Raw genomic sequence first — 25962 nt, 5'->3', positions numbered from 1 at the left:
ACGTCCTACCGTTTTTTTTTGCGCGCTCCTGTACGGTTTTCTCCCGAAACGCACATTCCGTTCGAACAGGAGATAGACCCCACATGGACGTTAGCAACGACTCGCTGCTACACAGGCTCGTCGCCTTCCCTGCCGGCAAGTACACTGCAAAAACCAAATTCAGAACAGCTCTGCAGCGCATGGGTGTGACGTCGGTGTTCGACATCGTGCGCATGGACAAAACGCAGTTCACCCTCGAACTCGCCCAACACAGCGACGTGGATGCAGGACGGGTGTACGACAGCGCTGTGAGTTATGCCGGACAAATCAGCCGCCTGTATCAGGAGCACCGCGTATCCCCCAAGAAGGACACCCAGCCAAGTTTCCGGCACAGCCTGGATTCGGATTCAACGTCAGCGTCCGCCGGTTATCAGGCACTCTTCGAAGAAAACTGGGATCAGTTCTGTGACGAAGGCGACATCGCCGCCATCGACTCACCGGTGGCGTATCTGCGCGCCCTGTACCTGTTCGCCCGGCAATTGGAGCAGCTACCAGCCCCTGCACAAGCGGCCAGGATCACCCTGGAGGAGCGGCGCCCGGACCTCGGCAAGCTGATGCTCGATCGACAGAGCGCCTTCGCCACGCGCCCGATGCTCGACATCATCAACGACACCCTGCGCAGCAACATCGCGGCGCACCTGGCCAGTACCGGCAGGGACGAGACCGTCCAGCAGGTGCTGGCCAGCGAACACTACCCCTTCTCGCTGCCCTATGACCTGCATCACCACCAATGTCTGCTTGGCTTGGGCGCAGGCAAACCCGCGCTGGGCGAGCTGAACTATCGGATCAGCCTGCAATTGCCATTTTCACGAGGCCCTTCGGCGTACGGGCGCGTCACGACGTCTCATGTCGATGCCCAAAAGCTGTTGTCCGGTCTCAGCCCGGAACAACAGAACCTGCTGCTCGCGCCAAGCGCTTCAAGCGCCAGGCCTGACGCGCTGAAGAAAAGCTATGGCACCCAGGACATCACACGCCTGGGTCAGCTCGATTTTTTCCAGGAACGCACCGGGCTGACGACGGACCAGGTGGAACAACTCCTGGCGCAAGGCCGCTACAGCCCTCGCAGCTCGATCAACAGCCCGGACGCCACGCAGAGCGTTTATGGCGCCAGCTATATCAACGGGTCGGAGCGGGCGGACGCCCTGCGCATCGAAACCCAAGGGGCGTCGCGCGTCTTCCTGCACTATTCCGATGAACGTTTCGATCGTCTCCAGCGCATGATCCGCCTGCATCGCTGGACCGGTATCCCCGTGGCCGAACTGGACACACTGATCATCAACGCCCTGCGATCCGAGGGAAGCGACACACTCAGCGCCAACACGTTGCGCACCCTTGGCGTCTACCGGTACCTGAACCAACGTCATGGCATCGCACCTGAAGAGTTTGCTTCTTTGCTGCACGACATGCCGGTTGAAGCCTGCGGGGAACGAGTCCCGTTGTTCGATCAGGTGTTCAATCGCACTCGCTTGCTTGAAAACCCCGTGTGGCAATACCCCAAGAAGCCACTGGCCGTCACCGACCAGCAAACCTTCAGCTACTTGAGTGCCGGCCTCGGATTGCCCATGACCCAGGACGCGTTGCTGCTGCTTGCGCAACGAAGCGAGCAATACCTGCCGGGACTGGAACACGACCTGCCTACGGTTTCATCCCTCTACCGCCAGGCCCGCATCGCCCGGATGCTGGGCCTATCGCCGCTGGAGTGCACCGAGCTGGCCCGGCTACTGGGAGGGGACGATTACGGCAAGGCGCTGGTGACCGGGCGACTGTCTCCCCCGGCATCCTCGGCACCCGACATTCTCGACGTGCTGATGGCCTTGGATTGGGCCGTCGACTGGCTCAGGCAAAACGGGCTCGATGTGCTGCAGTGGTGTCGTCTGTTCGCTGAACCAGAAGCGGGCTTGCCACTGAACCAGAACCAGGAACAACGCCTGGCGAGACTTCGAGAGGACACCGAGCACGTCCCTCAGCACCTGGTTGAAACCCTCCTGCATGACATGGCCGACCTTTCCAGCGAGCTCGTTCCCCAGGTGATGCAAATGGCCGGTACCGATGCCGAGGCGCTTGTCGCGGCCATCAAGGCTGCCCCGGGCATCATGCCGCAGGCGCTGGCAAAGGTACTTCGTACCGCCGAGGCTTGCCAACACCTGCACCTGAGCAGCAGCACGCTGAACGCCTTGATGGAAAACCCGACATGGCTGGCCTCGAACGCTTCCAGAGCCCTCACGCCGCAGACGCTGTATCTGCTCGAGCGTTTCAGTCATTGCGCCCGTCACCAGGCGCAGTCCGAAGAAAACCTGCTGCACTACCTGCACGTCGCCAACCAGGACGACCAACAGGCGGAAAAAGAAGCCAACAGCCTGCTGGCCGGCCTCCTGAACTGGAACAGCGAAGAAGTGCAACGCCTCACGGCGCAATTGGAACCACGACGCGCGACGTCAATGGAAGCGCTGGACTGGGTCATCCGCTGCCAGGCGTGCTGCGTCAGCACAGGGTTGTCGGCAGAGCAACTGCTCAAGGCAACCGCACTGAATACCCACAGCCCTGTTTCGGATTGGAAAACCGTCGGCGAAGCGCTGATCGCGGCCCGCCATTGACCACCCTACTTCAATATTCAAGGATCGAATATGACCGTTGCCCTGAAAAAGCAGCTCGATGAAAGCCTGCGCGATGCCCTGCTGGCGCTTTACCTGAACAAGGTCGCGCCCGACCAGGCCACGACGAAAACACGCCAGTTCAAGACAGCCCGGGACCTCTACGAATACTGGCTGCTCGACGTACTGGTAAGCCAGGACGTGCCCACCACGCCCGTGGCCTGCGCCATTGCCAGCCTGCAGCAGTACATCAACCGCATCCTGATGAACCTGGAGCCCGGTTACGACCCGGCCAGTATCGGCGCCGAGCGTCAGAAAACATGGCGCGATGAGATGCACCAGTACCCCACCTGGGCCGCCCATCAAAAATTGCTGTACTTCCCCGCGACTTATCTCGACCCCGCCCTGAGGGCTGATAAAAGCGAGAATTTCCGTCAACTGGAAAACGAGCTCAGCCAGAACCAGATTCAACCCGATGCCGTTCAAACGGCGGTCATGGCCTACCTGACCCGCTTCGAAGAAGTCGCCAACCTGAACATTCTCAACGGCTACATCGACGGCTCGGACTTTGCCAACAGTACCTATTACTTCATCGCCAAATCCCGCTCCGAAAACAGCTACTTCTGGCGCTCGTTGAACATGGCCCAGCGACCACTCGACAGCACGCCACCGCCACCACCGGCCATCGCGCCCAAGCGGGACCAGCCGGATCCGTTCGCCTGGTCGGACTGGGAAAAAGCCGATGTACCCATTCCGGAAAATGCGGCCGAGCACTCGATTCGGCCGGTCTGGTTCAACAATCGGCTGTTCGTGACCTGGGCCGAATGCATCCACCAGGATCCCTCCGCTTCAAGCAACGCCCCTTCGCAGGCCAACACCACACCATCGGGCAAGATTCACCCACTCTTGCGCTTGAGCTATTGCTTCAAGAAACAGGACGGCAACTGGAGCACTCCGCGGGTGGCGTTGCAAGGCTATTGCGAGGATGAGGTGCTTGGCAGCAAGGACGTGAACGCGATCAAGGCATTGATACGCACCGTTGCGGTACAGCACAGCAATGGTTCGCAAGACGTCCTGTTTCTGGCCCTGTATGGTTATGAATCCCGGCCTGCGTCGGGCGTCACCAGCGACAACAACCTCGTCTTCAGCAGAACGACTTGCATCGACAAGCACCTCAGCCTTGAACCGGTTCGCTCAGCGGACTCTGCCACCGAGAAAGCATTCTTGGACGCTGCCGTCCAACGCATCCAAGCCAAAACCTCCACAGACCTCGAACTCGCAGAAGCCGCCCCGCCCAGCGACATGGCCTCTGGCATGTCGGATTTCGAAAGCGCCTATCGCGATCGGATCAAGCTGCGCTACACCAGGCACGGATCCAGGCTCACACTGCACATGACGGCAAACATCGGCATTACCGGCGTAGGATTCATAAGTCACCTGCCGCGTAACACAATGCAGTTGAGGGTGCATAACACCTCCACCGCTGTACCTCACCTTCATTTCACTTTGGTATTCCCTGCTCAAAGCCTGCCGCAAACCCCCTACATGAGGCTCAATGGAGGTTCGAGATTTTATCTCATCAACCCCCCGGTCCCTCTCGACCGAAGCTTCACGCTGTCCTTCAGGCACACGCTTGACGCACTGAGAGACAGTGAACGCTCGCCCACCGTCACGCTATCCCGCGAGACCAACCTTGAAGGTAAATTCATTTCCACGGATGCCGTAAGGCGAATGCTCGAGGCGAGCCGGCGTGAGAATACAAGCTCCTCCACCACCGCATCGGAAACCATTACCCTGCAAGCGGCGCACGCCAAACCTTTTGACGTGGGGCCCCTCGCCGTTCTCCGCGATGAACCGCTGAACAAGCAATATGTCGTCTTCCGGCAACCACCCACCTTAGCGGACCGGCCCCTGACCTACGACGACCTGACCGTCGTGGCCGAGTCCATACCCGCGGAGCACCTGGCGCAGTCCTTCGATTTCGAGTGGCCCGGTAACGATCCCGGTCACGACGGCACCACCCTTCTTCTCGGGGTAGCGTTCGTCCATCCCCTCGAACCGGCAACGAAGCTCTATTCCGTCCTCAAGGCTATTACGCTGAAACTCCCTTTAAAGCCTCAGCAACCTCCGACCATTACCCACGTCACGACATCCGGCCTGGGAACCACCCAATTCATCGACTTCGCCAAGTCCGCTATCAAGAACAGTGACGGCAAAAACCGATTGCGCCCGCCCATCCGGTTGAACACCGCATTCGCCGCCGAACTGATCCGCCGCACTGAAAACAGTCTGGATGAACTGTTCGACTGGACGGCACAACACCTGCAGGAACCCTCGATGCCCAGTGACTTGACCAGCGTCATGGATTTCCATGGCGCCTATGGTCGTTACTTCACCGAGTTGTTCCTCTATCTACCCTGGCTGGTCGCCCATCGCTTGAACGCCGAGCATCGGTATGAGGAAGCTGAACACTGGCTCAACTATGTCTTCGACCCGGGTCGCAAGAAGACCGAATGCTGGAGAAGCGTCCCTTTGCTCGACGGTGACATGCCTTCGTATTCCCACCAGGCCCCCCACGATCCCCATCAGATTGCCCGCAGTCATCCCGTGCACTTTCGCAAGGCCCTGTACTTCCTGTACCTCGACATCCTGATCAACCGAGGCGATGCCGCGTACCGCGAGATGACCCCTGACGGGCTCAGCGAGGCAAAGCTGTGGTACGTGCGGGTGCTGGACCTGCTGGGGCCACGCCCGGTCGTCCAACCGGCCGATCCCTGGACTGCCATCAGCTTGAAAGCGCTGAGCGACACCGCCGATGACAGTCTGCGCACCTTCGAATACGCCGTGACCGGCTTGACCGACAATCACACACTGGCCCTTCGCGAAGGCAGCTCGCGGCTGACCCTGCCGGCGATCGACAGCCCGTACTTGCATTTGCCGTTCAATCCGCAACTGCTCAGGTGCTGGGACCTGGCTGAAAGTCGCCTGTACAACCTGCGACATAACCTCGACATGGCCGGCAAGCCGCTGCACTTGCCGATCATCGCGGCGCCACTGGACCCGCGCACCCTCTCTAGCGCCAATGCCCTGAGTCTCTCTGACAGCCCGTCGACAGGCCTGCCGAGCGTCACCATCCCCCACTATCGTTTCACCGTCATGCACCGCCATGCCCAGAACGCCGTGGAGAGCCTCAGCCAATTCGGCACCCTGCTGCTGTCGCTGATCGAGCGCAAGGAACAGGCCCAGTTGCAAGAGCTGCAACAACAGCAAGCCTGGAACCTGGCGAAAATTTCCGTCGACCTGCAGCGCCAGGCCTTGAATATCGAGCGCCAAAGCCGCCAGGCGCTGCTGGCCAGCAAGGCTATTGTCCAGGGCCGTGCCAGCCATTACAAAAAACTGCTGGAGGACAACCTGAGTGACTCCGAGAAAAATGCAGGTTCCCTCTACGTAGCCAGCGCAGCTTCAGAGCTCGCGGCAATGACCTGTCAGATCGCGGCAGGCGGACTGATGACGCTGCCCAACGTCTTTGGCTTCAGCAACGGTGGCAGCCGGTGGGAAGGACCAATGCTCGCGGCCTCCGCCGCGGCCCATAGCGCCGCTATCATCAGCCGCACCGCGGCGGACCAGTACGACCGCCTGGCATCGTTCAATCGACGTAGACAGGAATGGATCCAGGCGTACGATCAGTCACAACTGGAACTGGCCCAGATCGACGCACAACTGGCGCAATTCACCGAGCAGCAAACCGCCACTCGCCTGCAACTGCGGCTGGCCGAATCGACCCAGGGCCAAGCCAAGGCCCACTACGACTTCCTCAGTAAACGCTTTACCAAGGCGCAACTGTATCAATGGCTCAACAGCCAGTTGGCCGCGCTGTATCGCCAGGCCTACGACGCGACATTGAGCCTGTGCCTGGCGGCCGAAGCCTGTTGGCAGTATGAGATCGCCGACTTCGATACGCGCTTCATTCAACCTGGCGCCTGGCATGCGACCTATCGCGGGCTTGGGGCGGGCGAACTGCTGAAGCTCAACCTGCTGAAAATGCACGCCGGGTACCTGCAACGTCACGAGCGGGAGCTGGAGATCCGCAAGACAATATCGTTGCGACAACTCAAGGGCAAAACCGCTGCCAGCTCTCTCAACAAGGACTGGGCGCAATTGCACGCCGACCTGAAACAGGGCGGATGCGAATTCGAGCTGACCCATCAATTGTTCGAAGACGACTACAAGGACCAGCGACATTACCTACGACGCATCAAAACCATCAGCGTGACCTTGCCCACCGTGGTCGGGCCTTATGAAAACATTCGAGCCACGCTGACCCAGACCGCCAGCACGGTGTTCCTGTCGCCGGACGATCAAGGCCGGGCCATGGAAAGCTGGCGCGCCAACCAGCAGATCGCCCTTTCGACGGGTGTCGATGACAACGGTCTGTTCACCCTGAACTTCAACGATGATCGCTACCTGCCGTTCGAATACACCGGTGCGATTTCCAAGTGGCAGTTGACCTTCCCGAACCCCGAGGCCCAAAAAGACCTGTTGGCGTCGCTGACCGACGTCATCGTGCACGTGAGCTATACCGCCAGGGTCGGTGGAGGTGTGCAATGAATGAACACGCCCCGCTGCCTGTCACTGCACCGTCCCTGCCCAAGGGGGGCGGTACCATTCAAAGCATCGGCAAAGGATCGAGCCCCGTCGGCGCCCACGGTACGGCCTCCTATGAGATTGCCCTGCCCATTTCGCCAGGGCGTGGCTTTGCGCCGCCCTTGACCCTGAGCTATCTCAGCTCGCTCGGCAACGGGGTGTTCGGCATCGGCTGGGGGCTGTCATTGCCCAGCGTGACGCGACGCACCAGCAAGGGTGTACCGGCGTACACCGAGGATGACGAGATCGTCGGCCCCAGCGGGGTGGCATGGCTACCCGAGCGTGATCCACAAGACGTCATCGCCACCACCCACATCGACCACTACAACGATCTGGACCTGGGCACGCGCTATACCGTCACTCAATACTTTCCCAGGGTCGAAAGCCACTTCGACCGAATCGAGCATTGGTCCTCGCAAGACGATAAAGCCGGTTTCTGGCTGGTACACAGTGCCGACGGCAGCCTCCACCTGTTTGGCAAGCACCCGTCAGCACGGCGCGCCGATCCCCAGGACACGAGCCGTATCGGCGAATGGCTGCTGGAGGAGAGCCTGAACGCCCACGGTGAGCACATCCTCTACCAATACAAGACAGACACCACGGCCCAACGCTATCTGAGCCAGGTCAGCTATGGCAATTTCAAGGCTGACCCACACCTATACGGGTGGACAGCGGATCGGCTCGCGAACGTGCAATGGCACTTCGAATTGGTGTTCGACTACGGCGAACGAACCACCGCCTACACAGAAAAACCCTCGTATGAGGGGCAGCAGTGGCAAGCCCGAAGCGATGCTTTTTCCAGTTTCGCCTACGGTTTTGAGTTGCGCACCGAACGGCTGTGTCGCCAGGTCCTGATGTATCACCGTTTCCCCGAGGAGTTGGGCACGGCCCCCATCCTCGTGCGGCGCCTGCTATTGGATTACCGCCAGACACCCCTGGGTTACCAACACTTGAGCGCCGCCCATGACCAAGCGTTCGGCGAAGGTGAAGCGGCCGAAAGCCGACCGCCTCTCGAATTCAGCTACAGCGCCTTCCAGCTTGCGCCTGAACCCCGCGCCTGGCGGCGCTTCCAGGACATGCCAGGGCTCAACGACGGCCATGCCTATCAACTGGTGGACCTGTACGGCGAAGGCCTGCCGGGGGTGCTCCATCGAACCGACAACGGCTGGCATTACCGCGAGCCCGTGCGGGCCAATACCAAAGGCAACGACGTGACCTACGGGCCCTGGCGAACGCTGCCCCACATCCCGGCGACCGACACGGCCACACCGGTGCACCAGGCCCTGAGCGACCTCACGGGTGATGGTCGTTTGGATTGGCTCGTCGCCCAGCCGCAAGTGAGCGGCTTTTTCGCCCTCGATGCCGAACGAAGCTGGTCGGGCTTCGCCACGTTCAATGCACTTGCGCCAGAGTTTTTCAGCCCCCAAGGGCAGTTGGCCGACCTGATGGGTGCCGGGCTCGGCGACCTGGCTGTGATCGGCCCGCGCAGTGTTCGCCTGTACGCCAACCAGCGGAAGCACGGCTTTTCGCCTCCCGTGGAAGTCCCTCGCGAGGAAAACGAAGACGCCCTGCCCTTATTCAGCGCCTCAGCCGGTGAACTGGTGGCCTTCAGCGATGTACTGGGCAGCGGCCAGCAGCACCTGGTGCGCATTCGTCACAACGAAGTGAAGTGCTGGCCCAACCTCGGCCGTGGGCGTTTCGGCAACGCCAGGGTGCTGGACTTCCCCGGGCTGGCCTACGACAGCTTCGACGCCGCGCGTATCCGCCTGGCGGACCTGGATGGCTCCGGCGCTGTGGACCTGATCTATCTGCAAGCGGACCAGGCCCTGATTTTCATGAACCGCTGCGGCCATGGTTTCAGCCCCGCGGTCGCCCTGCCCTGGCCGGAAGGCCTGCGCTACGATCCTCTGTGCCAGGTCAGCATCGCCGACCTGCAAGGGCTCGGTTGTTCCAGCCTGATCCTGAGCGCACCGCACATGACACCGCGGCATTGGCGCTACGACTTCGTCAGCGCCAAACCGTACCTGCTCACCGGCATCCACAACAACATGGGCGCCGACCAGCGCATCCACTACCGCAGCTCGGCCCAGGAATGGCTGGATGAAAAACTGCAGCGGATGACGGACGGCAAGCCCCTCACCTGTCGCTTGCCCTTGGCCCTGCACCTGGTTTGCGCTCAGACCCAAGTGGATGAAATAACCGGCAATCGACTGACCCAGGCATTCTCCTATCGCCAGGGTTACTACGACGGCATCGAACGTGAGTTTCGGGGCTTTGGCCTGTTGCTGCAAACCGACACTGAAGCGAGCCCCGGCGACACAGACGTCCAGGCCTTCACCGCCACATGCCTGAAAAAGACCTGGTTTCATACCGGGCGAAGGGTGAACCTGCCACGCAATGGCTACAGCCGCGCAGACAAGCAAGCCGTGCCACTGGGCAAGACCTTGCTGTGCCACCGGCCACCAGAGTCGTTGCAGGATCGCATCATTGCCTCGCCAGATGCGGCGACTGAACTGGAAATGTCCCGCGCCCTGTGTGGCCGGGTATTGCGCAGCGAGGTCTTCGGCATCGACAGACCGTTGAAAACCACCCGTCTGTATTCGGTGGAGGAAAACCGTTATGGGCTGCGCCTGCTGCAAGCGCCTGACAGCGTTCGCCGGCAGGCCCGAATGTTGCCCCTGCTGCTGGAGTCCATCCGCTACCAGTACGAAGGCATTGTCGATGACCCGCAATGCCGGCACACCCTGAACCTGCAACACGACCGGTACGGCGCACTGACCCACAGCGTGGACATCCACTACGCCCGACGAAAAACCGCCAGCGATACACCACCGTTCAGCGACGCCGACCCGCAACAGTGGTGGCGCGATGCGCATGACCCGGCGCAGCAGCTCTACTACCTGAACGAAACCCGTGCCGAATTCATCCACTTGCAGGCGCCCCAGCAATGGCGACTCGGCCTGCCTTATCGCCAGCGCACCCAAGCGTTGCAACGGCCCAAGCGCCCTGAAGACGAGGGGTTGAGCCCACGGGACCTGTCGTTCGAAACGCTCAGCGAACTCACGAAACAAACCGCCTGGAAAACCCAAGGCGTGCTGACCAGCTTATCCGTGCAGCGCTACAGACACGCGTCGAGCGCAGCGACCCTGCCGGACGGCGTCGCGGATTTTCAGGCCCTGGTCGACCATCTGGAAAGCGCCGAACTGGATGAAAACGCCCTGGGCGCCTTCCAATTACTACCACAGGACAGCCGCCCCAAAGGAAAACTATTGGAGCGAATGGGTTATCACCGAATGAGCGATTTTCTTCTCGACACCTCGCCGGAGAAAAAACTCTGGTCCGTCAAAAGCGCTTTCACCACCTACGCGCCATTGGCGGGTTTCTACAAAACCAGAAGCGTACAACCGAGCGAAAGCCAAGGCGTGTACGAGATAGGCCATGACCCATACGCTTGTGTTGTCACCACCTTCAAACTGCCCGACGGCTGCACCACCCAGGCGTTCTACGATTACCGTTCACTCCAGCCCCTGCGCATCATCGACCCCAACGGTAACGTACAAGAAGGCCTGTTCGATGCGTTCGGCCAAGTATCGGCGACCTCTTTCCATGGTGACGAGCATCACACACCCGTGGGTTTCAAGCCGCTCGCACAGTTCAAACGGCCACCGTTCAGCAGCCCCGCGGCCGCCATCAGCCAAAGTGGGGACGCTCTGCAAGACGCCGCCATGACCCTCTATTACGCGCCCTTCAGTTGGATGGGGCGTGTATCGAAGGTTGCCCGGGCGGACAGCGACTGGCTGGCACGTTGCGTGGGTAACGGCGACCTGCTGCCCAGCGGCCATATCCGCGCATCGGCCCGAGCCCGCCTGGCGGAGCTTCAGACCTACTCCGCCGACGATCTCAAGCTGAAAAACGAAATCGAAGCCGCGCCCCGTGAACCGATACACATCGCCACGCTGGTGGCCGACCGCTACCCGGATGACCCCCGAAGACAAATCCGCATCGCCGTCAGTGGCTTCGATGGTTTCGGGCGCCCCCTGCAAAGCAAGCAACTCGTCGAACCGGGCCAGGCTTACGTCGTCGACGCCAAGGGCGACCTGACGCTGACGGACAAAAAGCCCAAGGAGCAGATCGCAGCCAGGCGCTGGCGTGTCAGCGAACGGGTGGAATACAACAGCAAGGGCCTGGCGGTGCGTATCTACCGCCCATATTTCGCCGACCGGCACAGCCACATCAACGATGCGTCCTTGCGCCAGTCCGGGCATTTCGACCAACACTTCTACGACCCACTCGGACGCCCCAGCCACGTGTTGCTCGCCAGGCAAAATGGCCTCGCCTATCTGCGCCGGCATACACGCCATCCCTGGTACACCGTGGACGAGGACGAGAATGACACGCTGCAGGAAGTCCTGTCCGAACACGCCACCACGGCCGGAGGTGGCGCATGAACCCACGCCTTCATCACAAGACGCCCACGATCAACGCTCTCGACGGCCGTGGCCTGCCCGTGCGGCAAATCGCTTACTACCGCCGCGACGCCCAGGCCCCCTCCCAGGCGCGCATTGCCCAGCAAGACTATGACGCGGCGGGACGAGCGGTGGCGCAGCGTGATCCTCGACTGTTTGCCATGGCCACCGGCGGGGCAAACCTGCGGACGGTCTTCAGTTTGTCCGGCAAGACACTGTTGCTCGACAGTATCGATGCCGGGTGGCGCGTGTACCTGCCTGGCGATGCCGGGCAGCTATCGCACTGCTGGGATCAGCGAGGCACCTATTGGCGAACCACCTACGACACGCAACTGCGCATGACGGCTGTCCATGAGCAAGCGGCAGGCGACGTGTCGCGCAGGGTCGAATGCCGGCACTACGGCGACAGTTCGCCGGAGTCCGCGGTGCATAACCGCTGCGGTGCGCTGACCCGTCACGATGACAGCGCCGGCACCCTACTGATCCACGGCTATGGGCTTTGCGCCAAACCTCTCAGCCAGACCCGGCACCTGCTGGCCACCGCCGAACGCCTGGACTGGCCAGCGCAGGAGATAGACCGCGATCGCTTGCTGGAACAGGGGAACGGCTACACCACGAGCTGGCGCTACGACGCCCTCGCCGAACTCATCCAGCAGACCGATGCCGCCCAGCACCAGCAGCGCTACTCGTTCGATGTCGCCGGTCAGCTCAAGTCCGTGGGCCTGCAGATAAGCAACACGGCGACCGAAAAAGTCATCATGAGCGATCTGGTCTATAACGCGTCCGGCCAGATCGAGTCCCAGACGGCCGGCAACGGGGTCGTCAGTCGCGCCGTGTACGATCCGGCCAACGGTAGACTGACCAAACTGCTCACGTCGCGGGCGGCCAGCACCTTGCAGGACCTGCGCTACACCTACGACCCGGTGGGCAACGTGACGCACCTCGAGGACAAGGCCCAACCGGTGCAGTTCGGCAATAACCAGCGGGTCGAAGCCGCCAGCACGTTCGCCTACGACAGCCTTTACCAATTGATCAGTGCGACGGGCCGCGAGGCCGCCGGATTGACCAGCCCCCCGGACCTTCCAGCCCTCGGCAAAACACCCATCGACCCCAGTCAGCTGTTCAACTTCACCGAACATTACGAGTACGACGCCGGCGGCAATCTGATTGAGTTGCGCCATCGTCGCGACGGCAACCACTACACCCGGACCCTGAACGTGGCCGCCGCGAGCAATCGCCTGCGCGCCTGGAACAAAGGCCAATCGACGCCCGACGTGGCAGTGGACTTCGATGCCAACGGCAACCAGCAAACGCTTGCCCCGGGCCAGGCGCTGACATGGAACCTGCGCAACCAGCTCGACGGCGTGGTGTTGGTGCGGCGTGAAAACGCTGCCGATGACATCGAGCGCTATCGCTACGACAGCGGCGGCCAACGGGTACGCAAGCTCCAGACAACCCTGGGCGCAACACGGGTTCACACTCGGGAAGTCCGTTATCTCCCGGGCCTCGAAATTCGCACGCGCGATAATGAACGCCTGGAAGTCATCACCCTGCAAGCCGGTCGCTACAACGTGCGCTACCTGCACTGGACCGAAGGCCGACCGTCCGGTATCGCCGCCAACCAGATTCGCTATGGCCTTGGTGACCACCTGGGCTCCAGCTCACTGGAACTCGACGACCAGGGCGGCCTGATCAGCCAGGAAAGCTACCTGCCCTACGGCGCAACCGCTTGGCAGGCCTCCCGCTCGGCCGTGGAAGCCGACTACCGGACCCTTCGCTACTCCGGCAAGGAACGCGATGCCAGTGGCCTGTATTACTACGGGCAGCGGTACTACGCGCCGTGGCTGCAACGCTGGATCAGTCCCGACCCGGCAGGGGCGGTCGATGGCTTGAACCTATATGGCATGGTGGGAAACAACCCCCTCAGGTTTGTCGACCGCCAAGGGTGGATGAAGGAGGATTTCATCCAATGGATGAAAGAGGATGGCCACGCCCGTTCCCTGAAAATGATGCAGCCGCCACCGACGAAACAGGCTAAAAAACGTGCCGGGACTCATCAGGACGGCCCTCCAGACCCCGACGCCAGCCCCAGTTTCAGCAAAACCAAACGCAAGGAGCTGGTCGTTCACTCCCATGGCTTAGTCGAGGGCTTGGGTGTGGGCCTCAACGAGTTCTACAACCTCACCGGGCCCAAATCCGGCCCGGAGGAATACCGCGGCGTAGACAAGGCCTATGACGGTACCGCCCAAAGCGAAAGTTTCTACCTGAACTTCGGAAGCTACAGGATCGGCAATACCCACGATTACCTGGCCGACCTGGCCGAACGATACAGCGCGACGAAAAACGATCCGATCCATAAAATCGAACTGGATCTTGACGAGTTAAAGAGCGAGCCGACGCTGAGCAGGACCGTCGAGGACGTCCATGAACTGCAGCCATACACCCAGAACCTCATCGCCACGCACATCGAGAAATCCGGCAACATCATTCCCATACGCACCGGGGGGCCAGGGGCTCATGGAGAAGTCCGCCTGATCAACTCGGTCGTTGCGCTCTACCCGGGTCAAGCTGAAATGAAGCTGTCGAACACGCAACTGTTCACCCACAAGATAACCGGCGTGGACGAACCGAAACCTTTCATTGCCTGTTTCAATTGCAGCGGCATTATCCCGGAAAGCGTCAGTATCCAGACGGGGCGCCACGCTATGGACTATGCGAAATACAACGAGCATGTCTTGGGTATCAATCGTGCTCCGCGCCCTGGTCTCAGTTCCTGATTGCACCTGGCCAACTCAAACCCGCTCGGATCCTGCCAGGCCTGGGGGATCCGAGCGGGGGCGCCTCTCAGACAGTGATCGCATTGGTAAACACCAACCGGTTCCCAAACGGATCGACCACCGTCATGTCCTGGCTCCCCCAGGGCATGGCCTGGATCTGGGGGTGGGCGTAGCGATGCGCCTTGTCCTGCAATTGCTGTTGGAACGCTTCCAGCTCATCGGTCTCGATCCGCAGGGCCGAGCCCGGCGTGCAATCGCCATGGTGCTCGCTCAGGTGCAACACGCAGTCGCCACGGGAGACCTGCAAGTACAACGGGAAGTTATCACCGAAGCGATGTTGCCAGTCGACGGTAAAGCCCAGGAAGTCGACATAAAACGCCAACGCCTTGGTTTCATCGAAGATCCGCAGGATCGGGGTGGTTTTACCGAAGCTCATGGGTTGCTCCCTGGCTGAAAAGACCCAGTTTAGTGGGTTGACCCCAATGCTTCGGCCTTGGGTCCGGCTTCTTTAGTGTCGCAGTGCCATTATTGTGACGCCAATTTACCCAACATCAGCCGCTTACACGCCATTCGCTGGACCAAACCCCTGGCGCAGATCGCCCTCCCGCGCCAGGAATCGCCCTTCCCGGCGCCCGTTTGCCTGCCCTTCGTGGTAGCTCAAGACACCATTGACCCAAACGCCATCAATCCCTTCGGCAGCCCGTTGCGGCTGGTTGAAATCGGCTACGTCGCGAATGGTGTGTGGGTTGAACAGCACCAGGTCCGCCCAATGGCCTTCACGGATTTCACCACGGTCCTTCAAGCCGAAGCGCGCCGCCGACAGACCGGTCATCTTGTGCACGGCGGTGTGCAACGCAAACAGCCCGACGTCACGACTGAAATGGCCCAGCACTCGTGGGAATGCGCCCCACAAGCGCGGATGGGGAAACGGGTCTTCGGGCAATCCGTCGGAGCCGACCATGGACAGCGGATGGGCGAGGATTCGGCGGACGTCGCCCTCATCCATGCCGTAGTACACCGCACCGGCCGGTTGCAGGCGCCGCGCCGCCTCCAACAGCGACACCTCCCAGTCGCTGGCGATGTCGGTCAGCTCGCGCCCGCCCATTGACGGGTGGGGTGTCGACCAGGTGATGGTGATGCGATGGGCATCGGTCACTTGCTTGAGATCCAGGGTCGAGGAACTGGCCGCGTAGGGATAGCAGTCGCAACCGACCGGATGGGTTTTCGCCGCGTTCTCCAAGGCCGCGAGTACCTGCGGGCTGCGTCCCCAGTTACCGGCCCCGGCACACTTGAGGTGGGAAATGATCACCGGGCTCTGCGCATGACGGCCGATCTGGAACGCCTCGTCCATGGCCTCGAGCACCGGCTCGAACTCGCTGCGCAGGTGGGTGGTGTAGACCGCGCCAAAGGCCTTCAACTCTTCGGTCAATTGCATGACTTCGTCGGTGGACGCCGAAAATGCGTTGGCATAGGCCAGGCCGGTGGACAAACCCAGTGCACCGGCCTCCAGGCTTTCACGCAATTGCCGACGCATGGCAGTGATTTCTCCCAGCGAGGCAGTGCGCAACAAATCATCCATGTGATTGCTGCGCAACGCCGTATGCCCGACCAACGCGGCCACATTGACCGCCGGTTTCGCCGCCTCTACCGCCCCCCGATAATCCCCGAAGCGTGGGTAGGCGAAGGCCTGGGCCGTGCCGAGCAGGTTCATCGGGTCCGGCGGATCGCCCCGCAGGCTCACCGGCGAAGCGCTGATACCACAGTTGCCGACGATCACCGTGGTCACGCCCTGGCTGAGCTTGGGCAGCATCTGCGGTTGGCGAATCACCACCGTGTCGTCGTGGGTGTGCACATCGATGAACCCCGGCGCCAGCACACGGCCGGCGGCGTCGATGTCTTCAAGCGTCCGGGCATCGCTCAGGTCGCCGATGCGTTCGATGCGCCCGGCGCGAATGCCGACGTCGGCGTGGTAACCGGGGCTGTCGCTGCCGTCGATGACCAGCGCATTGCGGATAAGCGTGTCGTACAGCATGTCAGTCTCCCAGCGGCAAGTGATCGTCGCCGCCGCGGTAATCGTCCAGGGCGAGTTTGACTCGCCGCAGGCGCTCTTGATTGTCTTCGGGATGGGCCAGCGCCAGCTCGGTGGCGAGCACGTCGATGGCCAGCAGCATGCCGTAGCGCGCCGCCGTGGGTTTGTAGATGAACGAGGTTTCGGCGCCTTGCAGGGGCAGCACGCAGTCGGCCAGTTGAGCCAGTGGCGAGTCGGCGCGGGTGACGGCCAGGATCGCCGCGCCGTAGCTGCGGGCCAATTCAACGGCACTCAACAGCTCCGGCGTGATACCGGTCAGTGAACAGGCGATGACCAGATGCTGGTCGCTCAGCGAAGTGGCAGTGATGCGCATCATCACCGGGTCGCGACAGGCGGCAATCGGGTAGCCGAAACGCACCAGCCGCACCTGCAACTCCTCGCCGCACAGTGCCGACCAGCCACCGAGGCCGAACGCATGGATCATCCGTGCCTTGCCGATCATCCGCACGGCATCGCCGAACCGCGACTCTTCGAACGCCGACAGATGCTGGCGCAGAGTCGCTTCGATATCGCCGACGATCTGTCCATAAAATGCCGATTGCTCCGGCGCCCCGGCGGGGTCGAGGAAACGGCTGCCGACACCGCTGGCCTGGGCCAGTTGCAGGCGCAAGTCCCGCAGGTCGCGGCAACCGACGGTACGGGCGAAACGCGACAAGGTAGCGCTGCTGACTTCCGCCCGTTGGGCCAGTTCATCGAGGCTGGCGGAGGCGGCGAAGCCGACGTCTTCGAGCATCAGCCGGGCGACTCTTCCTTCGCCGGCGCTGAAGGAGTCCTGGCGGGAACGGATCTGGTAGAGAATGTCCATGGCGGCTCCTGTTAGGGTGCGTTGCGCTCAAAGCAAGCGCGAAAGCCCGAGGGTCAAGGCGAACGCGACCACGGAAATCAGTGTTTCGAGCACCGTCCAGGTCTTGAAGGTTTGCGTGACGGTCATATTGAAGTATTCCTTGATCAGCCAGAAACCGCCGTCGTTGACGTGGGAAAAGATAACCGACCCGGCCCCAGTCGCCAGCACCAGCAGCTCGGGATGGGGATAACCCAGGCCAATCGCCACGGGCGCGACGATGCCCGAGGCCGTGGTCATCGCCACCGTGGCCGATCCGGTGGCAACGCGCATCAGTGCGGCGAACAGCCAACCCATCACCAGCGGTGACAACTGGAACTCCTGGGCCAGGCCGACAATCTGTTGCGTGACCCCGGCGTCCACCAGGATCCGGTTCAAACCACCGCCGGCACCCACCAGCAAGGTGATGCTGGCGGTCGGTGCCAGGCATTCGTTGGTGAACTTGAGGATCGATTCACGGTTGAAGCCCTGGGCCAGGCCGAGGGTCCAGAAGCTCAGGATGGTCGCCAGCAACAAGGCGATCACCGAGTTGCCGATGAACAGCAGGAACTGGTTGAAACCGCTGCCCGGCGTGGAGATCAGGTTGGCCCAGCCGCCGATCAACATCAGGATCACCGGCAGCAGAATGGTCCCCAGGGTCACGCCGAAACCCGGCAGCCTGGCGCGCGGCTCGCGGTCGAGGAATTGTCGCTCCAGCGGGTTCTCGGCCGGTAGTTCGATGCGCGGCACGATAAATTTGGCGTACAGCGGGCCGGCGATGATCGCGGTGGGAATGCCGATCAGGATCGCGTACAGCAAGGTCTGGCCCACCGAGGCCTGGAACGCCTGCACTGCCAGCATCGCTGCCGGATGGGGCGGCACCAGGGCATGGACCACCGAAAGCCCGGCGACCATCGGCAGCCCCACCATCAGGATCGACACGCCCACCCGCCGGGCGATGGTGAAGGCGATGGGCACCAACAGCACAAAGCCGACTTCGAAGAACAACGGCAAGCCCACCAGGAAGGCAATGCACACCATCGCCCAGTGAGCGTTGCGCTCGCCGAAGCGTTCGATCAGGGTCTGCGCCATCCGCTCCGCCCCGCCGGACTCGGCCATCATCTTGCCGAGCATCGTGCCCAAGGCCACCACCAGCGCAATGTGCCCCAGCGTCTTGCCGACACCCGCCTCGTACGCCCCCACCACACCCGACGGCGGCATCCCGGCCAGCAACGCCAGGCCAATGGAGACCAGAGTAATCACGATGAACGGATTGAGCCGGTAGCGGGCGATCAGGACGATCAGCGCAATGATGGCGATGGCCGCGTAGACCAGTAGCCAATAACCGAAAGCAGGGGCCATGCGTTACTCCTCGAATGGGGTCACGTCGATGTGTTGTGAAACTCATAAATCATTTCGACGAGGAATCTTCAAACCCACTGAAAGTAATTTTCGCCCACAGGCAAGAAATGTCGCTGACGGACATCGCGATGCAGCCGCTATGAAAATCCCGCGCCGGACTTTCATGCACCACCATTCTCTTGTGGCGAGGGGATTTATCCCCGTTGGGCTGCGCAGCAGCCCCAAACCAGGCAACTCAGTGTGCCAGCAAGATTGAGCCTAATGCCTTAGGGCTACGGTGCAGCCCGAGGGGATTTATCCCCTCACCACAGACGGCTGGCCGCCCCACACTCAATTCCGTACCATCCGCACCTGTTTTTGCACCACTCCCCGGCAGCCGACGCTCCAACGGCGCCCAGTCAGGTAAATCATGAAATCAGCCCGTCTTCGCGCCGACACCCTCGCCGGCCTCACCACCTCTTTCGCCTTGCTCCCCGAGTGCATCGCCTTCGCCCTGGTGGCCCACCTCAACCCGCTGATGGGGTTGTACGGTGCGTTCATCCTCTGCACGCTGACCGCGTTGTTCGGCGGTCGCCCCGGGATGGTGTCGGGGGCGGCGGGGTCCATGGCGGTGGTGATCATCGCGCTGGTGGTGCAGCACGGCGTGCAGTACCTGTTGGCGACCGTGCTGCTGGGCGGGCTGATCATGACGGCGTTCGGGTTGTTGCGCCTGGGCAAACTGGTGCGCATGGTGCCGCACCCGGTGATGCTCGGCTTCGTCAACGGCCTGGCGATCGTCATTGCCCTGGCCCAACTGGAACACTTCAAGAATGGCGAGGCTTGGCTGAGCGGCCCGCCGCTGTACCTGATGGCCGGCTTGGTGGCGCTGACCATGGCCATCGTCTACCTGCTGCCGCGCCTGACCCGCAGCGTGCCGCCGGCGCTGGTGGCCATCCTCGGTGTTGGCCTGGCGGTGGACCTGCTCGGCCTGCCGACCCGAACGCTGGGCGACATGGCTCACATCGCTGGCGGCTTGCCGACCTTTGCCCTGCCGGACATTCCCTGGAACCTGCAGACCCTGCAAATCGTCGTACCCTATGCGGTGATCATGGCGATGGTCGGTTTGCTGGAAACCTTGCTGACGCTGAACCTGACCGATGAAATCACCGAGAGCCGCGGTTATCCGGACCGTGAGTGCGTGGCGTTGGGCGCGGCCAACATGGCCTCCGGCTTGCTCGGCGGCATGGGCGGTTGCGCCATGATCGGCCAGACGATGATCAACCTCAGCTCGGGCGGACGCGGACGGTTATCGGGCGTGGTGGCCGGAGTGATGGTGTTGCTGTTCGTGTTGTTCCTGTCGCCGCTGATCGAGCGCATCCCGCTGGCGGCACTGGTGGGGGTGATGTTCGTGGTGTCCCAGCAGACATTCGCCTGGGCCTCGTTGCGGGTGGTCAACAAAGTGCCGGCCAACGATGTGCTGGTCATCATCGCGGTGACGGTGATCACGGTGTTCACCGACCTGGCCGTGGCCGTGCTCTGCGGGATCATCATCGCGGCGCTCAACTTCGCCTGGCAACAAGCCCGGGAGCTGTACGCCGACACCCACGAGGAGGCCGACGGCAGCAAGCTTTATCGCTTGCACGGCACGCTGTTCTTCGCCTCGTCGACGCCGTTCCTCAACCAGTTCGACCCGGCCAACGACCCGGCCCTGGTGACCCTCGATTGCCGTCACTTGCGCTTCGTCGACTACTCGGCCGTCGCCGCACTCAAGACCCTGCGCGAGCGCTACAGCAAAGCGGGCAAGCACCTGCGGGTGTTTCACCTGTCCGAGCATTGCAAACAAATGCTCAAGCGCGCAGGCGTGCAGCACGACTGAAAAGTATCAGGCCCGCATGGGACCTTGTGGGAGCGGGCTTGCTCGCGAAAGCGGCGTGTCAGGTAGCCTTTTTATCGACTGACACACCGCCTTCGCGAGCAAGCCCGCTCCCACAGGTCCTATGTTTTACGGATGGCTTTGAGGGTACTCACACCATCTCATCAAGAATCCACTCCACCACCGACGTCCTCTTCGGCATCCAGCCCAGCAGTTCACGGGCGTTCGTGCCTCGCACACGGCTGTTGGAACCCAAGCCATAGTTGGCCATTTCGTAGCCCCATTCGGCCTCGGCTTCGGCCAGCGGCCAATCTTGCGGCTCGCCCAGCTTCAGCGCTCGGGCCATGGCAGTGGTCATGTCGATGAACGAGGCCTCGCCGCTCTCAACGAAATAGAACGTGCCGGGCACGTTACGGGTCAGGGCCAGTTTGTACAGCTCGACCACGTCTTCGATGTGCACATTGGACCAGATGTTCTGCCCCGGTCCCACATGCCGCACCACCCCACTTTTACGCGCCTGCTTGAGCAGGCGAGGCAACTGCACGCTGTCACGCTTGACCCCCAGGCTGTGGCCGTAGATCAAGGTGTTGCAGATCACCGCCGAGTTCACGCCTTGCTGGGCGGCGTCCAGGACAAGATTGTCGATGGCGACACGGGCCGCTTTGTCGACAGTGGGTGGCGGCAGATGACCTTCCCGGTAGATGTCATCGCTGTGACGACCACCGGAAGCATCGCCGACAATGCTCGAACCGCTGGTGTGCAGCAGCACTTTGTTCGAGCCTTCGAGCCCCTTGATCAGGGCTTCGACCGCACCCCGATGATCGCTGCTGGCGGCGTTGATCACAGCGTCGGCGGCACGGGCCTGTTCGGTGAGCAGCGCGCTGTCCTCAAGGGTGCCGATGACCGGCTCGATGCCCAGCGCAGTGAGTTCGCTCGCCTGTTCGGCACTGCGCACCAGACCGCGAACCTGATGCCCGGCGCGTACCAGGCCGGAAGCGATGGAACCGCCGATAAAACCGGCAGCGCCGGTGATGAATACGTTCATGGGAAACTCCTTGGCAACCTGAGTGATGGGACGAGTATCGAGGACTGGTCCTTGCCGAAACAGTCCACACTGCCCAAATCACTCTTGCCTTGAAGTCACGAATCAGCCCTTGAAATCCCGCGCGGCGTAGTCGGCGAGCTTGCCCTGGATGAAGTCCAGGAAGCACTGGATCCGCAGGGCCAGTTGCGAGTTGCGGTAGTACACCGCATTGATCGGCTGGCGGTATCCGCTGTTGGCATCGGCCAGCAGCACCTTCAGCCGACCGGCCTGGATGTCTTCGCGGGTCATGAAGTCTGACAGGCAGGCAATGCCCTGCCCTTGCAGCGCCAGGTGCCGCACGGTCTCGCCGCTGGACGCGCTGATGGCGGCCTGGATCGGCCAGCGATCACCGTGCCGGTGGCGCAGCGGCCATTGATTGAGGCCCTCGTTCTGGGCAAACCCCAGCAACGCGTGCTCCGCCAGTTCGGCGACACTTGTGGGTGTGCCGTGCCGCTTCAGATAGGCCGGGCTGGCGAGGATGTGCAACGGGCTGCAGCCCAGGGCGCGGGCGTGGAGCGTCGAGTCGGTGAGGGTGCCGATGCGGATGGCGATGTCGGTGCTTTGCTCCAGCAGGTCGATGATCAGGTCGTTGCTGTTGAGCTCGAGCTGGATGTCCGGGTAAAGCCTGCGGAACTCGTCAATGTGCGGGACGATGGCGTGCAGCATGAACGGCGAGGCCGCGTTGATCCGCAAGCGTCCCGCGGGATTTTTCTGGCGGGACGACAGGCGCTCTTCCAGTTCATCCATCTGGTCGAGGATGCCTTTGGCCTGTTCGAAGAAATACTTGCCCTCCTCGGTCAGGTCCATGCGCCGCGTGGTGCGGTTGATCAGCGTGATGTCGAGCTTGGCCTCCAACCGCGACAGCGTGCGGCTGACCGCCGATGGCGTCTGCCCGACCTGTTCGGCGGCGGCGGAGATCGATCCGCACTCGATCACGCAGACGAAAATCTGCAACTCGTCGGATCTGGCTTTCACGTATCCCCCTGTCGATTGATCTTTGTGGCGAGGGGATTTATCCCCGCTGGGCTGCGAAGCGGACCTTAGCCAACGACGCGATGTACCTGAGCAATCGTGTCGTCATGCCTCGGCGTCTGCTTCGCAGACGAGCGGGGATAAATCCCCTCGCCACAGATCCACCATGCCCCGGACCCTACAGATAGTAACGGGGTACGTCGCAAAAAGGTCACGCCTTGAGGCCGAACACCTCGATCAAATGCCGCTCATACCGCGCCACATCCTCTTCGATGTTCGGGCGCTTCATCACGTCCACGCACAGGAAGGTCGGCAGGCCGGTCATGCCGAGGAACTGATTGGCCTTGTGGAACGGGAAGTACACCGCGTCCACGCCCTTGGCTTCGAAGAAGTCGGTCGGGTCGTCGAAGGCTTGCTGCGGGGCGTTCCAGGTCAGGGACAGCATGTACTGCTTGCCTTGGATCAGGCCGCCGCTGCCATATTTCTGCGAGGCATCGGAACGGGTCCGACCGTCGCTGGCATAGAGGCTGCCGTGGCCTTCGGTGAAGACTTCATCGATGTATTTCTTCACGGTCCACGGTGCGCCCATCCACCAGCCTGGCATCTGGTAAATGATCACGTCGGCCCAGAGGAACTTGGCGACTTCCTCCTGGACGTCGTAGCCACCGTCGATGAAGGTGGTTTTCACATCGAAACCGCCACGGTCCAACACGCTGAGCGCCGTGTCGTGGAGGGTGGCGTTGTAGCGACCGTCGGAGTGGGCGAATTGTTTGCCGCCGTTGAGCAACAGGACTTTTTTCATGGGGAGCCTCATCGGGTTCCACGGCGTGGGCCGTTGGAGGGCCGCTGCATGGAAAGGTTGAAAATGATGGCGGCAGAGTACCGACGAGCTTCGCGCGGAATAAGCACCGCAACGGCAAAACTGATTTGACCTATACGCAAGAATGGAAGTCCGATTGTTGCCGTAAGCTCCGACACCTCTTTTACTTCAGGAGCCATCTCGATGAGCGAACTGCACGGTTTCATCCTGCATGCCAAGACCCGCCCGGAAAAAGCCGAAGCCTTCGAAGCGCTGTTTCGCGCCTACGTCGAGCCAAGCCGTGCCGAGCCCGGCTGCATCGAATACCACATGCTGCGGGACCAGCAGGATCCAACGCTGTTTATCTTCTATGAGATCTGGGCCTCCCAGGCGCACCTGGAGGTGCACTCGAACCTGCCGCACATGCGGCAATTCTTCGAGCAACGCATGGAGTATCTGGAGCGCGACTTCGACATCCGCCGCGTCGACATGCTCAGCCCGTCCTCGGCTAGCCGCTGATCAGCAGATGGCCGCCGAGCACGCCGTGGCCGGTGAAAAATGCCCGTTTGAACAACACGGCGCTGATCCGCTGGCGCAACCATTGCCCCAGCCACATCCCCAGCAGCGCCGGTACCAGCGCCAGTAACGAAGCGCTCAATTCGCCGCCGCCCAGTTCGCCGCGCCACAACAGGCCGGCGGCCAGGGCCAGAGTAGAAACGGTGAATGACAGGCCCAGGGCTTGCACCAGTTCATCCCTGCTCAAGCCCAGCGCTTGCAGATAGGGCACCGCCGGAATGACGAACACACCGGTGGCGGAGGTGATGAGGCCGGTCAGCAGCCCACAAAGCGGAGCGATCCACGATTCAGCATCGGAACCAACCCGCAGCGTTGGCAGCAACAGCCCGCTCAACGCATACAGCAACAACGCCCCGCCCAAGGCCCGCACGACCCAAGCCCCGCCCGTCATACCGAGCCACAGCGTACCGAGCCCGGTGCCCATGAAAATCGCCAGCAGCAGCGGCCACAGGCGCCGGATCAAGGCTTGCAGATGACCGCCGAACGCCAACTGCCAGAGATTGGTCAAGGTCGCCGGGATAATCAGCAACGCCGCAGCCTGCGCCGGAGCCATAGCCAGCCCGAGCAAACCCATGGAGATGGTCGGCAGCCCCAGGCCGATCACACCCTTGATGGTGCCGGCCAGCAGAAAGGTGGCGATGACCAGCAGGGAAAGGGCCAGGCCGAGATTTTGATAGAAAGCGATGAGTGTGTTCATGGGGATATCGTGCGCCCCGGGACTTGGCTTGAAAATCTGCCATATACTGAGGGTGCCTCTCTTTTGGCAAGAGGCTGTAAATTTGCTGATGCTGCCGACGCCATCGCGAGCAAGCTCGCTCCCACAGGGGGATTGCATTTCAAACTGTGGGAGCGAGCTTGCTCGCGATGACGATGTACCAGACACCAGACAAACCCGGCACAGGGATCACCTGCCCATGCACTTCGACCTCACCGACCTGCGCCTCTACCTGAACATCCTCGACACCGGCAACATCACCGCCGGTGCGGCCCGCAGCCATTTGTCCCTGGCCGCGGCCAGTGCGCGGGTCCGGGCCATGGAAGCTTCCCTGGGCATCGACCTGCTTGAGCGCGGACGGCGTGGCGTAACCCCAACGCCGGCTGGCAGGGCCCTGGCCGAGCACGCCCGAGTCCTGTTGCAACAGGCCGAACGCCTGCAACAGGACCTGGCCGAATACGCCAAGGGCGTCAAAGGCCGGGTGCGATTGTTGTGCAACACCAGCGCCATGACCGAGTACCTGCCCGAACTGCTGGCCGGTTTTCTCAAGACCCATCCCAACCTCGACATCGACCTGCAGGAATTACCCAGCTCACGGATCACCCATGCGCTGCGCCAGGGCGCGGCGGACCTGGGGATCGTTTCCGACACGGTGGACACCCACGGCCTTCAGGCCTGGCCATTTCGCGACGACCCACTGGTCTTGATCCTACCGACCGGGCACCCACTGGCTGACGGCCGAGCCGTGCGTTTCAGCGAGACCCTCAGCCACGACTATGTCGGCCTGAACGCCTCCAGTGCCCTGGCGATTCACTTGGAAGAACAGGCCCTGCACATCGGCTCGCGCATGCTAATCCGCATTCGCGCCGATGGTTTCGACGGCATGATTCGCATGGTGGCCCATGGTGCAGGCATTGCCATCGTGCCGAAGGCGGCCATCGATCGGCGCCCACCCGAGCCTTCGTATCACTGCGTCCCGCTGCAAGAGGCCTGGACCCACCGGACGCTGCTGCTGTGCGCCCGCAACTTCGACGGTTTGCCGGCCTACGCCAGCGCCCTGGCTCGACATCTGGCCGATTGATGCGCGCTTCTGGATAGCTCGATGTCGACCACAGGCATCTATCCGCCCAGGCCACGCGTTAGGGTGCCTGTTCTCTTCCGCCCTTTCGGAGTTCA

15 protein-coding genes are annotated in these 25962 nt (G+C 61.9%); 7 read left to right on the top strand and 8 right to left on the bottom strand.

Features of this window, described 5'->3' with window-relative positions; genetic code table 11:
* Window positions 1–83 precede the first annotated feature (83 nt).
* From BM317_RS23030 to BM317_RS23015, 4 genes are read left to right on the top strand one after another with little or no spacing between them, the layout of a single operon-like run.
* Window positions 84–2633, top strand: coding sequence for a Tc toxin subunit A (locus tag BM317_RS23030; protein ID WP_092476409.1), 2550 nt, complete (start codon window positions 84–86; stop codon window positions 2631–2633).
* Between the two features lie 30 nt (window positions 2634–2663).
* On the top strand, window positions 2664–7238 hold the full coding sequence (locus BM317_RS23025) for a Tc toxin subunit A-related protein (protein ID WP_092476408.1): 4575 nt from the start codon (window positions 2664–2666) through the stop codon (window positions 7236–7238).
* On the top strand, window positions 7235–11722 hold the full coding sequence (locus BM317_RS23020) for a SpvB/TcaC N-terminal domain-containing protein (RefSeq protein ID WP_092476405.1): 4488 nt from the start codon (window positions 7235–7237) through the stop codon (window positions 11720–11722). The genes BM317_RS23025 and BM317_RS23020 overlap by 4 nt, the downstream gene beginning before the upstream one ends.
* Window positions 11719–14517 carry an RHS repeat-associated core domain-containing protein gene (locus BM317_RS23015; protein ID WP_092476402.1) on the top strand — a complete coding sequence of 933 codons (2799 nt, stop codon included), beginning with the start codon at window positions 11719–11721 and terminating at the stop codon, window positions 14515–14517. The genes BM317_RS23020 and BM317_RS23015 overlap by 4 nt, the downstream gene beginning before the upstream one ends.
* Before the next feature lie 67 nt (window positions 14518–14584).
* Here the strand turns inward: BM317_RS23015 and BM317_RS23010 are convergent, their stop codons facing one another.
* The 4 genes from BM317_RS23010 to BM317_RS22995 form a co-directional block, all read right to left on the bottom strand.
* Entirely contained in the window at window positions 14585–14953 is a 369-nt protein-coding gene (locus BM317_RS23010; protein WP_092173777.1) for a glyoxalase superfamily protein, read from the bottom strand.
* A 123-nt stretch (window positions 14954–15076) separates the two neighbouring features.
* Window positions 15077–16549 carry an N-acyl-D-amino-acid deacylase family protein gene (locus BM317_RS23005; protein ID WP_092476400.1) on the bottom strand — a complete coding sequence of 491 codons (1473 nt, stop codon included), beginning with the start codon at window positions 16547–16549 and terminating at the stop codon, window positions 15077–15079.
* Between the two features lies 1 nt (window position 16550).
* On the bottom strand, window positions 16551–17411 hold the full coding sequence (locus tag BM317_RS23000) for a MurR/RpiR family transcriptional regulator (RefSeq protein ID WP_092476398.1): 861 nt from the start codon (window positions 17409–17411) through the stop codon (window positions 16551–16553).
* A gap of 27 nt (window positions 17412–17438) precedes the next feature.
* On the bottom strand, window positions 17439–18788 hold the full coding sequence (locus BM317_RS22995) for a GntT/GntP/DsdX family permease (protein WP_092476396.1): 1350 nt from the start codon (window positions 18786–18788) through the stop codon (window positions 17439–17441).
* Window positions 18789–19197: 409 nt separating this feature from the next.
* Between BM317_RS22995 and BM317_RS22990 the strand changes: the two genes are divergently transcribed.
* Window positions 19198–20643, top strand: a complete 1446-nt coding sequence (locus tag BM317_RS22990; RefSeq protein WP_092476394.1) for a SulP family inorganic anion transporter — start codon at window positions 19198–19200, stop codon at window positions 20641–20643.
* 148 nt (window positions 20644–20791) lie between these two features.
* On the opposite strand, the gene BM317_RS22980 is transcribed toward BM317_RS22990, so the two are convergent.
* The 3 genes from BM317_RS22980 to BM317_RS22970 form a co-directional block, all read right to left on the bottom strand.
* A complete protein-coding gene (locus tag BM317_RS22980; protein WP_092476390.1) occupies window positions 20792–21685 on the bottom strand; it encodes an NAD-dependent epimerase/dehydratase family protein in 894 nt (297 codons plus the stop codon).
* 102 nt (window positions 21686–21787) lie between these two features.
* Window positions 21788–22699 carry a LysR family transcriptional regulator gene (locus BM317_RS22975; protein WP_092476389.1) on the bottom strand — a complete coding sequence of 304 codons (912 nt, stop codon included), beginning with the start codon at window positions 22697–22699 and terminating at the stop codon, window positions 21788–21790.
* 208 nt (window positions 22700–22907) lie between these two features.
* A complete protein-coding gene (locus tag BM317_RS22970) occupies window positions 22908–23498 on the bottom strand; it encodes an NADPH:quinone oxidoreductase MdaB (protein ID WP_092201997.1) in 591 nt (196 codons plus the stop codon).
* Between the two features lie 201 nt (window positions 23499–23699).
* Here BM317_RS22970 and BM317_RS22965 point away from each other — a divergent pair, with 201 nt between their 5' ends.
* A complete protein-coding gene (locus BM317_RS22965) occupies window positions 23700–24014 on the top strand; it encodes a putative quinol monooxygenase (RefSeq protein WP_092173801.1) in 315 nt (104 codons plus the stop codon).
* On the opposite strand, the gene BM317_RS22960 is transcribed toward BM317_RS22965, so the two are convergent.
* The gene (locus tag BM317_RS22960) at window positions 24004–24768 is read right to left on the bottom strand and encodes a sulfite exporter TauE/SafE family protein (RefSeq protein WP_092476387.1); all 765 of its coding nucleotides are present in this window, start codon (window positions 24766–24768) and stop codon (window positions 24004–24006) included. The two genes, BM317_RS22965 and BM317_RS22960, sit on opposite strands and share 11 nt — an antisense overlap.
* 217 nt (window positions 24769–24985) lie before the next feature.
* On the opposite strand from BM317_RS22960, the gene BM317_RS22955 reads away from it, so the two are divergent.
* Window positions 24986–25867 carry a LysR substrate-binding domain-containing protein gene (locus BM317_RS22955; RefSeq protein WP_092476385.1) on the top strand — a complete coding sequence of 294 codons (882 nt, stop codon included), beginning with the start codon at window positions 24986–24988 and terminating at the stop codon, window positions 25865–25867.
* Window positions 25868–25962 lie beyond the last annotated feature (95 nt).

The sequence above is a fragment of the Pseudomonas sp. NFACC24-1 genome, from assembly GCF_900115235.1.
GTDB classification, from domain to species: domain Bacteria; phylum Pseudomonadota; class Gammaproteobacteria; order Pseudomonadales; family Pseudomonadaceae; genus Aquipseudomonas; species Aquipseudomonas fluorescens_AA.
This window is presented reverse-complemented; position numbering and strand designations above follow the sequence as displayed.

What these genes read in the sequence shown, in the direction of transcription:
- BM317_RS22955 (WP_092476385.1), top strand. Translation starts at nt 24,986, where the DNA reads ATGCACTTCGACCTCACCGACCTGCGCCTCTACCTGAACATCCTCGAC.
- BM317_RS23020 (WP_092476405.1), top strand. Translation starts at nt 7,235, where the DNA reads ATGAATGAACACGCCCCGCTGCCTGTCACTGCACCGTCCCTGCCCAAG.
- BM317_RS23010 (WP_092173777.1), bottom strand. Translation starts at nt 14,953, where the DNA reads ATGAGCTTCGGTAAAACCACCCCGATCCTGCGGATCTTCGATGAAACC.
- BM317_RS22990 (WP_092476394.1), top strand. Translation starts at nt 19,198, where the DNA reads ATGAAATCAGCCCGTCTTCGCGCCGACACCCTCGCCGGCCTCACCACC.
- BM317_RS22960 (WP_092476387.1), bottom strand. Translation starts at nt 24,768, where the DNA reads ATGAACACACTCATCGCTTTCTATCAAAATCTCGGCCTGGCCCTTTCC.
- BM317_RS22980 (WP_092476390.1), bottom strand. Translation starts at nt 21,685, where the DNA reads ATGAACGTATTCATCACCGGCGCTGCCGGTTTTATCGGCGGTTCCATC.
- BM317_RS23005 (WP_092476400.1), bottom strand. Translation starts at nt 16,549, where the DNA reads ATGCTGTACGACACGCTTATCCGCAATGCGCTGGTCATCGACGGCAGC.
- BM317_RS22970 (WP_092201997.1), bottom strand. Translation starts at nt 23,498, where the DNA reads ATGAAAAAAGTCCTGTTGCTCAACGGCGGCAAACAATTCGCCCACTCC.
- BM317_RS23000 (WP_092476398.1), bottom strand. Translation starts at nt 17,411, where the DNA reads ATGGACATTCTCTACCAGATCCGTTCCCGCCAGGACTCCTTCAGCGCC.
- BM317_RS23030 (WP_092476409.1), top strand. Translation starts at nt 84, where the DNA reads ATGGACGTTAGCAACGACTCGCTGCTACACAGGCTCGTCGCCTTCCCT.
- BM317_RS23015 (WP_092476402.1), top strand. Translation starts at nt 11,719, where the DNA reads ATGAACCCACGCCTTCATCACAAGACGCCCACGATCAACGCTCTCGAC.
- BM317_RS22995 (WP_092476396.1), bottom strand. Translation starts at nt 18,788, where the DNA reads ATGGCCCCTGCTTTCGGTTATTGGCTACTGGTCTACGCGGCCATCGCC.
- BM317_RS23025 (WP_092476408.1), top strand. Translation starts at nt 2,664, where the DNA reads ATGACCGTTGCCCTGAAAAAGCAGCTCGATGAAAGCCTGCGCGATGCC.
- BM317_RS22965 (WP_092173801.1), top strand. Translation starts at nt 23,700, where the DNA reads ATGAGCGAACTGCACGGTTTCATCCTGCATGCCAAGACCCGCCCGGAA.